The organism is Paenibacillus sp. FSL R10-2771, from assembly GCF_038000205.1.
In the GTDB taxonomy this organism is placed as follows: Bacteria; Bacillota; Bacilli; order Paenibacillales; family Paenibacillaceae; genus Paenibacillus_AQ; species Paenibacillus_AQ phytohabitans.
In genome coordinates this window covers 2,439,803-2,455,006 of sequence record NZ_JBBOBM010000001.1, presented here as the reverse complement: position 1 = coordinate 2,455,006, position 15,204 = coordinate 2,439,803, and the positions used below count along the sequence as shown (strand labels likewise).

Genomic DNA, 15,204 nt, shown 5'->3' with positions numbered 1-15,204 from the left:
CGCAACCCTTTTGAACATGGAATTAGTCTATCGACGTTCCTATAATCCTGATAACAATCCCTTAATATAGCCGCTTAACTCTTGAGCAGTCTGCTGGTGGGCCGGTAAGCCCGGATGGGTTCTTGCTCCCGCCGTTTCGTCCGTCATATCCGGCAATTGAAACACTGACACTTTCTTGTCGCCAGTGGACTGGATATAAGCATCCACAGCACGATAAATCGCCGGCATCAGCGGAATGCCCAGCATGCCATACGCCCAGAGAATATGGGCAGTGTTGTTATACCGTCTCAGCTTGCCCAGGAATTTCACCACTGCCGTCTCAAACGCTGACAGATCGTCTTCATGATAACTGCCGTCTTCCTTCAGCCGCTGCTTATATCTCTGCCCGGTACCTTCATCCACCCATTCCGGGGAATGAAATGCACCGTTATCATTGGTGCCAAGATTAACGACCACGACATCCGGCTGCCAGGATTCGAAGTCGTTCACCTTATGCGCTCCGAGCGCTTCATTAAGCTCTCCGGTGAGCAGGCCGCAGACTTGCTCATAGATATCTGGAATATTACCATTTGGATTGTTATCCCAGCTGGTGAGCACGCCCCAGCCGCTCTGCGAAATCACCCGGTAGTCTGCATTTACGGCTTCTGCGGTCAGGGCCGTGTAATTATGTACACCGCTAAACCAGGCCGGTATCCAGTCCAGCTCCTCCCGGGCTCCGATAACGCCTTCACCTGAAGTGATGCTGTCGCCGATGAACTCAAGCCGGTAGGGCTTCGCTTCAACCGGCAGGAACGCTCCGTCTGTCCGGACCGCATGGAACTGCAGATGGCAGCCCGGGTCGCCGCTCATGGCCTGGACCTCTTTTACAATCCGGATATTCTTCACGGTGTCAGGGTTCATTCCGCGGAATACACAAATCCAGTACCTTCCGGCATTCAGCATCTGTCTGCTGACCGGAACGGAGTTAATCAAGATACTGATCCAGGATTCGTATTGGTCATAACCGGATTCCACCTCAATCCATAGCCCGGAAGCCTGAACATTCAGCTCGATGGCACTGCCCGTCCAGAATAACGTAACCGGGTCCAAGCCGCCGGTCGTTCTGCCATGAATCTTCAAATGCTCGATTTCAGCCAGCCGCTGTACCTGTAAATGGGCATTCCCGCTCATTCTGTTCCCTCCCGCCCTGTGGCAATCGTGAAGCTGCGGACCTTCATCCATTTACCGCCGACCCACTCGTCGATCGTTCCCTTCTTCGTCCGGACACAGAATTTATGCGCCGTCCCGCGGTCAAAGCCCGTTGCTTCATACAGCAGATCGTCGCCTTGCTGCCCTTTGAAGTACACCTGCTTCAGTCCGAGTCTGTTCAATAATTCCAGCTTCACACTTTCGGTATATTGCCGTGAGAATTCTTTTGACATCTATGTTCCTCCTGCGCTAATTAAGTTCTTTAGTGTTTTTTCGGATCGCTTATATGAGGATAACGTAAAAGCTGCGGATTTACATCTTTATTTTAAATCCCGCTGCCTTAAATCTAGTTGATTTTGAACTCTCCCATGTAATAAAATGAAAAGATTAAATAGAAAAGGATGCGCATACGCAATGCCGTTTAAGGAATCACGCTCGCTCAGTAAAAGATCGATTCTATTCTTCTCCCTAATTATGCTAGTTAAAAGCTATTTCGCCTGGTATTACCTGTTCGAGGACGGTCCAACCTGGACCACATGGCTGAAAGAGATTCCTTTTGTGCTGCTGCTGTTCTGCCTCATCGAATGGTTCGCCACGAAGCGGAAAATTGCCATCTATATGCTCGTCAATCTGCTTATTACCGTTTTATTCTTCTCTCTGATTGTCTATCATAATCATTTTGGCATTATTGCTACTTCTCAGGTCTTCGGCCAGGTCAAGCAGGTGGGAGCCGTCAAGAAAAGTATATTCGCCGTCGTTCACCCTCAATATATGCTTATATTCGTAGACATTATTATTATCAGCCTGGTTATGCTCAGACGCAAGAAGGCGCTGGCTTGGAAGCACTCGATGTCCCGCCCCAGTAACCGCAAGGCGGTCGCTGCCCTGTTCTGTGTCTCACTCGTCATGTGTATGATGAATATTTTTCCGAATAAGGCCAGTATGAACGAGAATGTCAAAGCCGAACAAATGGGGATCCTCAATTATGAAGCTTATGCCCTGCTGGGTGAGCCGGAGGAAGAGCCGATTAATCAAGCGGAAATCTCACAGGCAGGCATTGATAAGACCAAAGGCATTCAGACCCTAGCCAATCCGGTCATGTACGGGGCCGCCAAGGGTAAGAATCTGATCATCCTGCAAATGGAGTCTTTCCAGAACTTCCTGATCAATCTGTCGGTTGACGGAACAGAAATTACACCTAACCTGAATAAGCTTGCCGCCGAGAGTTATTACTTCCCCCGGTTCTTTCAGCAGGTGGGTCAAGGTAACACATCGGATGCCGAGTTTATCGTAAATACTTCCTTCTATGTTCCGCCGGATGGTCCGGCTACAGAAATGTATGCACCGAAAGATCTGCCCAGCTTGCCGAAGCTGCTGCAGGCCCAAGGTTACGATACCGCAACCTTCCATACGAATGAAGTCGATTTCTGGAACCGCGGCGAGCTGTACGATGCGCTTGGCTTTAACCGTTATTATGACAAAGCCTACTTCGGTGAAGAGGATACTGTCTTCTATGGTTCATCGGATGAGGTCCTGTACAACAAAACATCGGCAGAGCTGGCCCGGATGGACCAGAACGAACAGCCCTTCTATTCACATGTGATCTCGATGTCATCGCATAACCCGTTCACCATTCCAGAGAGCAAATACAAGATGACCTTGCCGGAACGTTATGAAGGTACACTCGTTGGAAACTATATCCGGGCCGAGAACTATGCGGATTATGCACTGGGTCAATTTATGGATGAACTCAAAAGCAGCGGGGTATGGGATAACAGTGTGGTTGTGCTTTATGGCGATCACCGGGGACTTCCTATTTTCTCGCTCAAGGATGATGATAAGGTCTTAATGGAGGAAATTCTGGGGCATGAATATAATGAACGCGATCTGATTAATATCCCGCTCATCATATCAGCTACCGGCATTACGTCTCCAAGCGTGAAGGAGCAGCTAGGCGGACAGGTTGACATTCTTCCTACCGTAGCGAATCTGCTCGGTGTGCCGCTGGACTATCATATTCATTTTGGACAGGATTTATTGAATCAGACCCATTATAACCTGCTGCCGCAGCGCTATTATCTGCCTACGGGCTCCTTCGTTAATAACGAAGAGCTCTTCTTATCCGGCAGCGGGTTCGAAGACGGACAGCATTATACGTTATCCGGTGACGGGGCGGAGCTCCTGCAATCGACAGAGGATGAGTTCACCCGCGCACTTGAGCTTCTGCGGATGTCGGACAGTTATGTTACACAGCTGCCGGACAGGATAGTAGTTGAGGAAGAATAGGTCAGAACCAGAATAGGCAAGAATATTAGAGCCCGGCCCAGGAGAATCCTCCAGGACCGGGCTCTTTATCTGTGATCACAGCTGCTTGTTCAGGAAGTCCTTCACAGCCTGGCCTGCCGGAAGCGGCAGCTGCATCCAGACATAAGCATGGAGAGAGTCAGGAATCCGCGTAATTTCATGGCTGTCCAGCAGCCCTGCGAAGGCCTCCAGACTGCGGCGGATGGACTCGTCAGCCCACTCTTCTTCGCTGGGGAGGAATAGTACCGGACACTCTATTTTCTGATAATACTGCTCAAATGACAGATCCCAGAACTTCACGATATATTCGGTCCTTACACGGTTCAGATAACAGTAGGTGTACTTGCCGTCCGGCAGCTGCTGCAGACTATGCTCATAGAAGGCCGAGAAATATTCATTCCACAGCCCCTCCGCTGTCAGCTCCGCCCGTTGTTCGGCAACATACTCCTCTATACTGCTAAAGATTCGTTCTTCCCGTTCACCCAATTCTGCACGCAGCTGTTCTTTTCTCTGCACAATTTCTTCTGCTGTACCTTGGAATATTCCGTATTTGCCGAATTCATTATTAAGTGCGCCTTCGCAGACCAGGGATAACACTTTCTCCGGATGCGCCGCCGCCAGACTCAGGCCAACCTCTGCTCCCATCGAGCTGCCGACGATATGGCACTTGTCTACCTGCAAATGCTGCAGCAGCCGATACATATCCTCTGCCATCTCATCGATATGATAGCCGGTTTCCGGTTTGTCCGATTGACCATGTCCCCGGATATCGGGAGCAATGATGCTGTAGTCCTGTGCAAACTGCGGGAGAACCCCCTCCCACATGTTGAGGTTCCCGCCGCTGAAATGAAGAAACAGAATAGCAGGCTTGACGTTTAATGAATGCCTCACGTTTATCGCTAACTGCCCCAATGAAATACGTTCCTCGATCAAAATTCAAACCTCCATGTTATGTATGATCGAACTGTTAGCGGCTGAATCTTCTTATGTTCATCTTATTTATGTATTTTTTTGGTTATAACCACTTAGAGATGACTCTAACTAGTAAGGGGTTAAAGCTCACGAAGCAGGTCCATATTATTGGTTTCGTATAAGGCAACCTTCAAATCAATAATGTTCAGATTTTTCTTCAATTCATCCATCTGCCGCACCACTTCCTTACGGTGCTCGATCATAATGCTGCGCCGTGTTTCCTTGGTCGAATCACCTTCCATAATCAATTCGATATATTTTTTGATATCTTTAATCGGCATTCCGGTGTTTTTCAGGCAGCAAATCACTTTGACTAGTGATAAATCACCATCAGAGAAAATGCGGTTTCCCGCTCCATTGCGTCCCACAAAGGGCAATAATCCCTCCTTATCGTAAAAGCGGAGTGTATGCGCCGTCACCTCGCAAATCGCAGCTACTTCATTGATACTGTACATCCTCTTTCACCTCGAAATGGTATTTTAAAGACTGCTTGACTTCGATAAGCCTCTAAGTATTAGCATTAAGTATATCGAACGGCTGGTCAACTTACAATTCAGGCGCCGGAGGTTAAGTATTTCGGTATGGGCCATAGATACAGTCAAACAGGGCAAAGGAGAGAAAGAAAAGATGGACAATTTCCCTAAATGGACAGCTTCAAATATTCCTTCACAGCGGGGCCGCTCAGCCATCGTTACCGGTACAGGAGGCATCGGCTACGAAACGGCGCTGGAGCTGGCGAAACATGGAGCAGAAGTCATACTCGCTGGCCGCAATGCCGCAAAGGGAGCAGAGTCGGTGAAAAAAATCCGCAGCAGTGTTACCTCAGCCAATATCCGTTTTGAAGAGCTGGATCTTGCCAGCCTAGAGTCGGTACAGGCGTTCGGCGCAAGGATGAATAAGGAGCGACACAGTCTTGATCTGCTAATCAATAATGCAGGGGTAATGACACCGCCTACCCGCAAACTCACGAAAGATGGCTTTGAGCTTCAATTCGGTACGAATTACCTTGGACATTTCGCGTTGACTGCACATCTGATGCCTTTACTGCGCAAAGAAAATAAACCGCGTGTGATAAGCCTGGGCAGTGTTGCCCACCGGAGCGGCTCAATACATTTTGACGACCTGCAATTTGAACGCCGTTATCATGCCATGGAATCTTATGCGCAATCGAAAATTGCCATGATCATGTTCGCACTGGAGCTGCAGCGGCGCAGTGACGCATCGGGCTGGGGCCTATTGAGCCTTCCGGTTCATCCGGGCGTTTCACGCACGGACCTGCTTCTTAATGGGGCCGGGCCGAACAGCACAGCGGGGATTCTACGCAGGTTCCTGGGGCCGATCTTGTTCCAGCCGGCCGCGCAAGGCGCGCTTCCGACTCTGTTCGCCGCGACATCGCCGGACGCGAAGTCCGGAACTTATTACGGACCCGGCAGACTCTCAGAAACGAGAGGCTTGCCAAAGCCCGGCAAGATCGCTCCGCAGGGGCTGGATGCCGCTGTGGCAGCCAGACTGTGGGAAGTATCCAAACAATTGGCACAAGTGGATTTCGACGCAATCGCAAATTCATAAAGGTTCCATAGGCACCAATCCTGCCTGCTGATCATACACAGATAGAAAGAAGGGCGGGATGCGGGATGGGTAACATGCGGAATGAACAGGACTGGGCCATCTTTCTGGCTGCCGTCTGCGGGCAGACCTATGTACAATTTGAACATGCGGACGGTTCGTTCGTGGTTCCGGCGGACTTCTCGGTCGTGCATAATTTCCGGGCGAAATCCATGGGCGGTATCTCCGAGCCGTTTGGTTTCATTCTGGAATCACCACAGGAGATCATTATTGCCTGGCGCGGAAGCAGCTCAACCACCAATTGGCTCTCCAACATGAATGCTGCGCAAAAAAAGTTCAAATATATCAAGGAAGATTGCCTGACGCACAGAGGCTTCACAGACATTTATTCGTCAGCAAGAGAGGAAATCCTCTCCATACTCAGCACCTTGTCACCGGAGAAAACGCTATACGTTACAGGCCACAGCCTCGGCGGGGCACTAGCAACCTTATGTGCTATAGATCTTGCCGCTAATTCAGCCTACAGGTCTCCCCGCCTGTATACGTACGGATCTCCGCGTGCGGGTGATCCTGCATTTGCCAAAGCATTCAGCAGCTATGTCCGCAGCAGCTTCCGTTATGCCAATCTCTTTGATGTCGCCACCTACGTTCCGCCTACCATCTACAAGCTGCCCCGGCATGAGAAAAAATATTATTACACCCATGTGCAGACGCTGTACTCATTATCCTTCCAGAACGGGACGGTTGAGCTCAATCATGTGCTTAGAAGCTACTTCGCAGTACTGTCGAAGCAACGGCCAGAATTCACAGCAATGTTATGTTCCACGAATCCCGGCTTCTGTCCGGTGCTTGAATTGATTACCTGATCACCGGGGGAGCCCCTGCATATTGTTAATTAATTCGCCAAAATTTGATTCAGGCTCTTCTCCAGCACTTTCAATCCTGCTTCCGGCTGAATCCGGTTACGGATAATATTCTGCAGCTCCTCCGACATTGCAGTGAATAGTGCCGCATATTTATCGGTTTGCGGGGCGAACTTCACCTGATCCCTCGACTGGATAAACAGCTCGCGGTAAGGCAGCTCCCGGTAAGCCCGGCTCTCTGCGATATCAAGATTGGCCGGGACATGACCCGCCTCCCCCCAGATATGTCCGCCCACCTCTGAGAAATACTTCATGAAGTCCATCGCTCCCTCCTGCTCCTCCAAGCTTACGTAAGCCGGAATAACCAGCGTATGTGAGCTTCCCCAGTGGGCGGCGCTGCCGAAGATCGGCGGGAGAGGCATAATACCGATTTCGGTATCCTCATTGCCCAGATGATGCCCCGCTTCCCATACTCCGCCGAACCACAGTCCAGCCTGGCCGTTATAGAAGGAGTCCCAAGGTGTATTATCATTCAGATCACTTAATCCCTCTTCGAACAGCTGCTGGTAGAAGGTCAGGACCTTCACCGACTTCTCATTATCGACCGCTGCATGCTTCATATCGGGACTGAACAGCTCTCCGCCTGCCTCATAATACAGATCCAGGAACGATTCCTGAAAATAAGGGGTGTTGACCGCCATCGGCTGTACCCCCGGAACCTGCTCAGCGATTTGGCGCAGCATACGGATGAACCCTGCGGGAGTATTCTCTTCGAGCTTCGGTGTTCCATCTGGAGTAAGCAATCCGGCCTTGGCCAATATTTCCTTGTTGTAATAGAGCATGTGAAAATGGGTATCGAGCGGGACTGCATAATATTGTCCGCTGTAGCTGACGCTCTGCAGGTTCTGTTCACCGATTTGACTCCACTGGAATCCGTCCTGCTCAGCCAGAGCATTCAGCGGAACAATTTGCCCCGCTTTAATGAACGGCGACAACCGGTCCGCATGGACAACGGCTACATCAGGCCCTTTGCCGAAGGACAGAGCAGTGCTCAGCCTGGCGTAATATTCGTTAGATTCAAGTCTGAGCTGCTTCACAAACACTTCACTCTGGGAAGCATTATAATCTTTGATAATTCTCTCTACGAATTCGCCTTCGCCGCCTCCGAACGGATTCCAGAAGGATACCTCGACAGACACTGTACTCTCCTGGGGACTCTGATTCCCGGAAGAGAGCTCTGCACAGCCCTGCAGCAGGAACAGATACAGCAGCAGAACGGGCAGCATACGGCCCATGGTTTTCATCTCACTCCCCCTTTCCGGAACAGGTTCACTCCAGTCATATTCTGTAAGCGTTTGCACAAAATCCCACCCTCACAGCCCTCATTGGCCGCTCTTACGAACCAGCCCGCGATATTCCGAAGGAGACACGCCAGTGATTTTCTTGAACACCTTGGAGAAATATTTCGGGTCCTGAATCCCGACCAGGGTACCGACATCTCCAGCCTTCAGTTCTCCGGTTAGCAGGGTCTTGGCCTTCTCAATTCTGATCCGGGTCAGATACTCCAGGAAGCTCTCGCCTACTTCCTTCCTGAACAGGTTGGCGAAATAATTCTTGCTTAAATGTACAAGCCGGCTAATCGACTGCAGTGTGATTTCCTGATCATAGTACTGCTGAATATACTGGGTTGCCTTGATAATGCTGTTCCGGTCGCTGTTATACATCTCTATCATATGCTCTACCAGCGCTTCGAAGGCCTGCATGAACCATAGCCGGCTCTGTTCAAGCGTTTCCAGCATCGACAGCTCGTCGAAGTACTGCTTCTTGAGCTCCAGAACCTGTTCAGCATCCCTGGATACATCGGGCCACAAGGTTGTTAGGATCATCAGCAGCTCAAGTGAGATAATCTGCACGAGATCCGCATCCCGGCGTACAGCCAGCTGCCCGAACAGCTGATTCAGATACTCCTCCAGCTCTCTGGACTGGAAGGCGTACACCATAGACTGGATCTGGCGGCTGCTGATCTGAAGTGCCTCAAGCGGAGGTACTTGCGCCTTCAATTCTTCGCTGCCGTGAACCAGAACACGACCGCTCCCCATAAACAGCTTCTGCCTGGCAGCTTCCACGGCCTGGACATAAGCATTCTTCAGCTCTGTCCACTGCCCGTTCACTCCGCTAAGACCAATCGTTGCAGTCCAGCCATATTGGGTAGATAAGCGGCAGATAAGCTCTTCACTACAGCTGCGCACGAAGTCTAACCAGGCAAATCCTGCAGGCTCTGTGTTAAGCTCTGTGGTTACTATAATATTAAGCTCCCCCTGTCTGTCCGGGAACATTTCATACCCGAGGGCACGTTCAATCCAAATCTGCTCCAGCAGCCTGCGGATCACGCTCTGTCCTTGCCCATACCCCGGCTCAGCACTGCTGCCCAGGCTAATATGCAGCAAATACAGCGGCCGTGAATCCGCAAGTCCCGCCTGTGCGAGTCTACTTCTGTCTATCTGCCCCTGAGCCGCCCCCCGCTCCATGAGCTCCAGCAGGAAATTCTCCTTATGCACCGGCTCCGGGGGAGCAGCCTGGGAAGAGACGGGCATATTCTTCTGCACCGCCTCCAGGCTTTCCTTCAATTTAAGCAGCACCAGCTCAAAGTCACGCGGCATCATATCCGATTTGATCATATACTCGGATACACTATGTCTGATCGCCTCCTTGGCATACTGGAAATCTTCGAGGTTGCTGAGGATAATAATCCTGATATCCGGTGAGAGCTTCCGTACCTCGGCAATGAGCTCGATGCCGTCCATCACGGGCATTTTGATATCGGTAATCAGGATATCAGGCAGCCCGGATTCCATCACCTCCAATGCCTCCCTGCCGTTCGACGCTTCGCCTATGACCTCCATCCCGATGGACTCCCAATTAATCATCGACCGGATTCCATATCTTACGATAAATTCATCTTCTACGATAATGACCCGGTGCATCTCAGCGGTTCCCCCTTATATCCTCTGTCATGAGTGGCAGCTTGATTCGTATGGACGTTCCTGTACCCGGCTCACTGTGAATCTCGATGCCGTACATTTTCCCGCAAATCAGCTTAATCCGTTCATCCACATTGGCCAGTCCAATGCCTCCCGGCTTCTCCTCTTCCGCCGCTTGCCCGGCCAGCAGACTGCGCGCAAGCGCCGGGTCTATCCCCTTCCCGTTGTCCGCCACTTCGAACCATACCAGATTGCCCGGCGCTTTGCTGCACGATATGCGGATGCAGCCGCCGGACTCCATATCTCCAAAAGCATGGATAACCGCGTTCTCCACAATCGGCTGCAGAATCAGCTTGGGCGTCCGCAGGTGACGGACTTCATCGTCCATCTCAACAACGGTCTCAATATTGAAGTTGAAACGGAACTTCTGAATGCCCAGATAACACTGCATATGCTCGATTTCCTCCTCCACCGTAACGGTCTCTTCCCCTTTGCCCAGACTGATCCGCAGCAGCCGCGACAATAAGCTGACCATCTCTGCCGCGTTGTTGGCTTTCTGAATCAAGGCCGTCCATTTAATAATATCCAGGGTGTTGTAGAGAAAATGCGGGTTGATCTGCGCCTGCAGCGCCTTGAGCTCCGCCATCCGTTTCTGATCCTGCTCCAGATATACCGCTTTCAAAAGCTCGTCGATCTGCACAACCATGTAGTTGAAATTATCGCCGAGAATATCGATTTCGTCATGCCGGCTTTTGGCTTTGTAGCGGACGCTGAGCTCGCCGGACATCACCTGCCGCATCAGACGGATCATCTTCAGAATCGGATTCGTAATAGAATTCGCCAGCACCAGTGCAGCAATGACCGAGAAGACAATGCAGAGCAGCCCGACGAAGATGAAAATCTGCAGCAGACGGTTCGAATCCTGGTACAGCGCCGCCTTGGAAATGACATTCACCACCACCCAGTCATTGGTGTGCAGCTTCTTGGCATTCACAATCAGGCTGTCGCCCTTGTACGTGAGCGGAAATCTCGTCTCCTCCGGGCCGGAGCCTATGAGCTTCTCGTAACCCGCCTCACCCAGCACCTCAGTCACACTTCTGCCAATCAGACCACTGTCCGGGTAGGAGACCAGCATGCCACGTCCGTCCATCACGAAGCTTTGCAGATCCCGGTTGTTGCTCACCGCCTTCGAGACCAGCTCCTTAATGACATCCTCCCGGATATCCAGAACTGCCACAATCCCCAGCGGACTGTCATCGGATATTTTGTACAATTGCTTGGCTACCGAGAAGACGTGGGTGCTCTGCGAATTCAGACTGTCTACATAGGTCCCGTAGCGGGTCGGATACCAGCGGAAGTTGCTGCCGCCCTCAAGCGTCTGCAGGAATGGCTCTACCTCGGCTGGCGTGCGCTTGTTCCAGCGGTAGATTCCTTTGATATAATGCCTATCCGATACAAAAGAAATCGACTGCACATCCTGATTGATCGCCACAATCGTGGACAGCTTCGTCGTTAGCGACAGACTATCCACATCATAGCTGGCCGTGTCTGTCCGATCAAGGGTCCGCAGCATGCCCACGATCTCGTTATTGTTCAGCACCTGCATCATCATGTCCTTGTACACACCCAGCCGCGTATCCAGATTATCAGCGGTCTGGTACAGCAGATGCTCGGAATATTCGGTTACTTTGTGGTTAATCGTTGATTTGGAGATCGAAAATGAAATAATCCCCATGACCACCAGCGGTGTCAAGGAGAAGAGAACAAGAAGCAGCATCCACTTATAGCGCATGCTGCTCTTCATAATTTTGATCCAGGATATCAGGCGGAGCCGCATGGGCCTGGCAGAACTCTCAGGAGATGTAAGCATGCCCACTATCCTTTCGCGTATAAGAATTAACCTTTGACACCGGACATCGCCACACCCTGGACAATATGCCGCTGAAGAAGAATGAACACCAGAATCGTCGGTATCGCCGCAATGGCACTTGCCGTCATAATCAGATTGAGCGACATGTTATTATTCGACAAAAAGGTGGGCAGCCCTGCCGAAAGAATCATATTCTCTTCTGAGGTAATCGCCAGATAAGGCCACAGGAAGTTATTCCAGGAGAGGATAAAGAAGAAGATCCCTACAGAGACCATGGCTGAGCGCGTAAGCGGCAGACAGATGCTCCACCATAACCGGAAGCTGCGGCTGCCGTCAATCTGCGCGGCTTCAATATAATCCCTGGGTACCCCGTCCATGAATTGCTTCAGCAGCAGAATGCCGATCGGGTTGGTCAGCCCGGGCAGGATAATCGCCCAGATGTTATCAATCAGCTGCAGATGCAGCGCAGTTTCATAGAGCGGAATCAGTATAGCTTCTGTCGGAATCAGCAGACCTGAAACGATCAGCACATAGAATATCCCCCGCGTCCGGAAAGGCAGCTTGGAGAAGGAGAATGCCGCCAGCGAGCTGAGCAGAATGGATATGACGGTGGTGAGGACACCAATGACCAGACTGTTCCAGGTCCAGTGCAGAATTTGCGAATCCCGGATGACTTTGACATAGTTGTCGGTATTCAGATCTGACCAATTCACCCAATCAGCCAGCGTATATACGTTCACACCGTCAGGCTTCAGGGAGGTGAGGAACATCCAGATCAGCGGAAAAACAAACAGCAGCGCAAGCAGAACAGCAGCAATATTTAAAGCAAGCTTCTTCATGAACGTCTCCCTCCTATCCGTCTTTGCGGTCTGTGATTTTGAATTGAACCACGGCGATCAGCAGCATGATGAAGCAGAAGATCATTGATTGCGCTGCGGCCAGGCCGAACATATCCTTCTTGAACCCCGTGACATAGATATAGCGGATCATGGTATTGGTGGAATCTCCCGGCCCGCCGCCGGTCATAATCTGCACCTGTCCGAACAGCTTGAGGCAATTGATAATCTGATAAAAGATCTGGATCTTCATCACACTGGACAGCCCCGGCAGGGTGATGCTCCAGAATCGCTGCCAGGCATTCGCGCCGTCGATCTTCGCGGCTTCATAATGATCTGTAGGGATTTCCTGCAGTCCGGCCAGAAACAGCACCATCACAAACCCTACGCTCCACCAGTCTGTCGCTATCGTAATCGCCCACCACACGAACCTGTGATCCGTGAGCCAGTTGATATCCGCATTCATGCCAAGCGCATGCAGTACAGCGTTCACCGGACCGTTCTTTGCGTCGAACAGCTTCAGCCAGATGAAGCTGACCACTGAGACGGACAGGACATACGGCAGGAAGAACACGGAGCGGATCAGGGTCCGTACCCAAATTCTCTGATTGATGATCAGCGCGAGTACAAGTCCAAGCACCAGTACGGTTGGCGCGCACAGCAGCACAAAATAGAATGAGTTCCACAAATACGAATAGAAATCTGGATTCTCTAAGATTTTCTTATAGTTGGCCAATGCAACATACTTCTGCATCCCCTGAATGCCCCAGACATGCAGGCTCATCCAAGCTCCGTTGATTACTGGCCACAGGTAGAACACTGTAAACGGTACCAGGAAGGGGACCAGATAAAAAATAGCTTTCAGTTCCTTCAGTAGGTGTATGGGCTCTCTCTTGCGAAGAGGCGTTGCCGCTTTATTCTCTATTACACTCCGCTCCATCGGTCATTCTCTCCTTCAATTAAGTTTGCACATGGGCTGGAAGGACAGGCCACCCGCCCTTAGCGGAGGCGGGGGGCCGTACCTTTCCTGCAGAGGGAGCTAGTTCTCCAGCACTTCGTTAATCTGTTTCTCCAGCTTCGCCAGCCCGTCTTCCGGACTCTCACTGCCGAAGATAATGTTCTGCAGCTCTTCGGAGATCGTTGTAATGATGGTTGTATACTTATCTGTCGGCGGAGCAAATTTCACGGTCTTCTGGGCCTCGATGAATTCGCTGCGATAAGGCAGACTCTTGTAGGCATCGCTGGTGGTTACTTTGCTGTTCGCAGGCACATGACCCGCCTGTCCCCAGGTTTCTCCGCCTATTTCAGAGAAATACTTCATGAACTTGGCTGCCGCCTCCTGCTTCTCAGGAGTGACGTAGGACGGAATTACAAGCGTATGGGAGCTGGCCCAGTGCGTCTGGCTGCCAAAGATCGGAGGAAGCGGCATCGCGCCGATATGCAGGGATTCATCTCCGAGGAGCAGCCCCGCTTCCCATACACCGCCGAACCAGAAAGCAGCTTTGCCGTTATGGAAGGTATCCCAAGGTGTTTTATCATTGAGATCGGCATACTTATTGTTGAAGACGTCCAGATAGAATTTCAGGACATCCAGCGCCTGCGGATTGTTGATACTGGCTTTGGTCATATCGGAATTCAGGATATCCCCGCCGGCTTCATAATAGAGATTAAGGAACGGCTCCTGGAAGTAGGGGGTGTTCACAGCCATCGCCTGCACATCCGGCACTTTGGCCTGAATATCCGCCAGTGTCTGCTCGAAGCCCGCCGGTGTCAGGTCTCCAAGCTTAGGGGTGCCGTCTTCATTCAGCAGACCAGCCTTCTGTAGGATGTCCTTGTTGTAGTAGAACATATGGAAGTGGGTATCCAGCGGAACAGCGTAAGGCTTACCCTCGTAGGACACGCTCTGCATGTTGGAATCAGAGATTTCCTTAAGGTCAAATCCGACCTTGGAGGCCAGCTCGTCTACAGGTACAATCTGCTGCGCCTTCACGAACGGGGAGATCCGGTCCACATGGGCAATGGCAATATCCGGTCCTTTGGAGGAAGACAGCGCCGTACTGAGCTTCGCGTAATATTCATTGGATTCGAGGCGGAGCTGCTTCACAGTTACCTCTTTCTGCGAGTCATTGAAGTCCTTGATAATCTGGTCTACGAATTCCCCTTCCCCGCCGCCGAACATGTTCCAGAACGAGATCTCTACCGGACTGCCGCCTGCACTCTCTGTCTTTGCCGGTTCATCCGATGCCTTGACGGCTTCTCCGTTCTCTTGGTTTCCGGATGAGCATCCCGGCAGAATCAGGGCTAACGCCAGCCCGGCCGATACCAAACCTGTGTACTTCTTATTCATCCTCATTTGAACAACCCTCTCGTCAAAAAAGTTTGTGTGCGAGAGCCCTCTCAACCATTCATGTAAGGGCTTTCTTATCACTTACTCTACAGGGGATGCGGCAACTGTTGAACCGACAAACCGCCGCTCCTTGGTGAACAAATGACAGGTGTTAATGGCGCGGAGCCGCCGTGAGGGTAGACGATCTTAAGGAGGGTGGAGAATCGAAAGGTGCGGAAACGGGGCTTCCAGTTCCCCATTGAAATTAGCTACTGCTCGAATGGCGGTCATTCTCGCA

The 15,204-nt window shown here is 51.2% G+C and carries 13 protein-coding genes; 3 read left to right on the top strand and 10 right to left on the bottom strand.

Translation table 11 applies throughout. The features are described 5' to 3' along the window. Positions 1-39: 39 nt before the first annotated feature. Positions 40-1,170: an SGNH/GDSL hydrolase family protein gene (locus NSU14_RS10420; RefSeq protein ID WP_340944622.1), complete on the bottom strand. Its 1,131-nt coding sequence runs from the start codon at positions 1,168-1,170 to the stop codon at positions 40-42. Next, entirely contained in the window at positions 1,167-1,421 is a 255-nt protein-coding gene (locus NSU14_RS10415) for a hypothetical protein (protein WP_076243247.1), read from the bottom strand. Before NSU14_RS10415 ends, NSU14_RS10420 begins: the two co-directional genes overlap by 4 nt. Before the next feature lie 181 nt (positions 1,422-1,602). Between NSU14_RS10415 and NSU14_RS10410 the strand changes: the two genes are divergently transcribed. Then, positions 1,603-3,474 (top strand): LTA synthase family protein, encoded by a 1,872-nt coding sequence (locus tag NSU14_RS10410; protein ID WP_042138355.1) that lies wholly within the window; start codon positions 1,603-1,605, stop codon positions 3,472-3,474. Positions 3,475-3,549: 75 nt separating this feature from the next. Here the strand turns inward: NSU14_RS10410 and NSU14_RS10405 are convergent, their stop codons facing one another. Together NSU14_RS10405 and NSU14_RS10400 are read right to left on the bottom strand one after the other, a co-directional pair. After that, positions 3,550-4,383 carry an alpha/beta fold hydrolase gene (locus tag NSU14_RS10405; RefSeq protein WP_340944620.1) on the bottom strand — a complete coding sequence of 278 codons (834 nt, stop codon included), beginning with the start codon at positions 4,381-4,383 and terminating at the stop codon, positions 3,550-3,552. A gap of 161 nt (positions 4,384-4,544) precedes the next feature. Next, entirely contained in the window at positions 4,545-4,919 is a 375-nt protein-coding gene (locus NSU14_RS10400; protein WP_042138356.1) for a MerR family transcriptional regulator, read from the bottom strand. Positions 4,920-5,091: 172 nt separating this feature from the next. Between NSU14_RS10400 and NSU14_RS10395 the strand changes: the two genes are divergently transcribed. Together NSU14_RS10395 and NSU14_RS10390 are read left to right on the top strand one after the other, a co-directional pair. Next, the gene (locus NSU14_RS10395; RefSeq protein WP_076243249.1) at positions 5,092-6,033 is read left to right on the top strand and encodes an SDR family oxidoreductase; all 942 of its coding nucleotides are present in this window, start codon (positions 5,092-5,094) and stop codon (positions 6,031-6,033) included. 65 nt (positions 6,034-6,098) lie between these two features. Next, positions 6,099-6,896 (top strand): lipase family protein, encoded by a 798-nt coding sequence (locus NSU14_RS10390; protein WP_042138359.1) that lies wholly within the window; start codon positions 6,099-6,101, stop codon positions 6,894-6,896. 29 nt (positions 6,897-6,925) lie between these two features. On the opposite strand, the gene NSU14_RS10385 is transcribed toward NSU14_RS10390, so the two are convergent. The 6 genes from NSU14_RS10385 to NSU14_RS10360 form a co-directional block, all read right to left on the bottom strand. Beyond that, complete coding sequence (locus NSU14_RS10385; protein WP_340944613.1) at positions 6,926-8,197, bottom strand: ABC transporter substrate-binding protein; 1,272 nt, start codon at positions 8,195-8,197, stop codon at positions 6,926-6,928. 78 nt (positions 8,198-8,275) lie between these two features. Continuing rightward, positions 8,276-9,877: a response regulator gene (locus NSU14_RS10380; RefSeq protein WP_340944610.1), complete on the bottom strand. Its 1,602-nt coding sequence runs from the start codon at positions 9,875-9,877 to the stop codon at positions 8,276-8,278. Between the two features lies 1 nt (position 9,878). Further along, on the bottom strand, positions 9,879-11,678 hold the full coding sequence (locus NSU14_RS10375) for a cache domain-containing sensor histidine kinase (protein ID WP_340944607.1): 1,800 nt from the start codon (positions 11,676-11,678) through the stop codon (positions 9,879-9,881). Positions 11,679-11,770: 92 nt separating this feature from the next. Continuing rightward, on the bottom strand, positions 11,771-12,583 hold the full coding sequence (locus tag NSU14_RS10370; RefSeq protein WP_042138366.1) for a carbohydrate ABC transporter permease: 813 nt from the start codon (positions 12,581-12,583) through the stop codon (positions 11,771-11,773). 13 nt (positions 12,584-12,596) lie between these two features. Further along, positions 12,597-13,520, bottom strand: coding sequence for a carbohydrate ABC transporter permease (locus tag NSU14_RS10365; protein WP_340944604.1), 924 nt, complete (start codon positions 13,518-13,520; stop codon positions 12,597-12,599). Positions 13,521-13,619: 99 nt separating this feature from the next. Next, entirely contained in the window at positions 13,620-14,933 is a 1,314-nt protein-coding gene (locus NSU14_RS10360) for an ABC transporter substrate-binding protein (RefSeq protein ID WP_340944601.1), read from the bottom strand. Positions 14,934-15,204 lie beyond the last annotated feature (271 nt).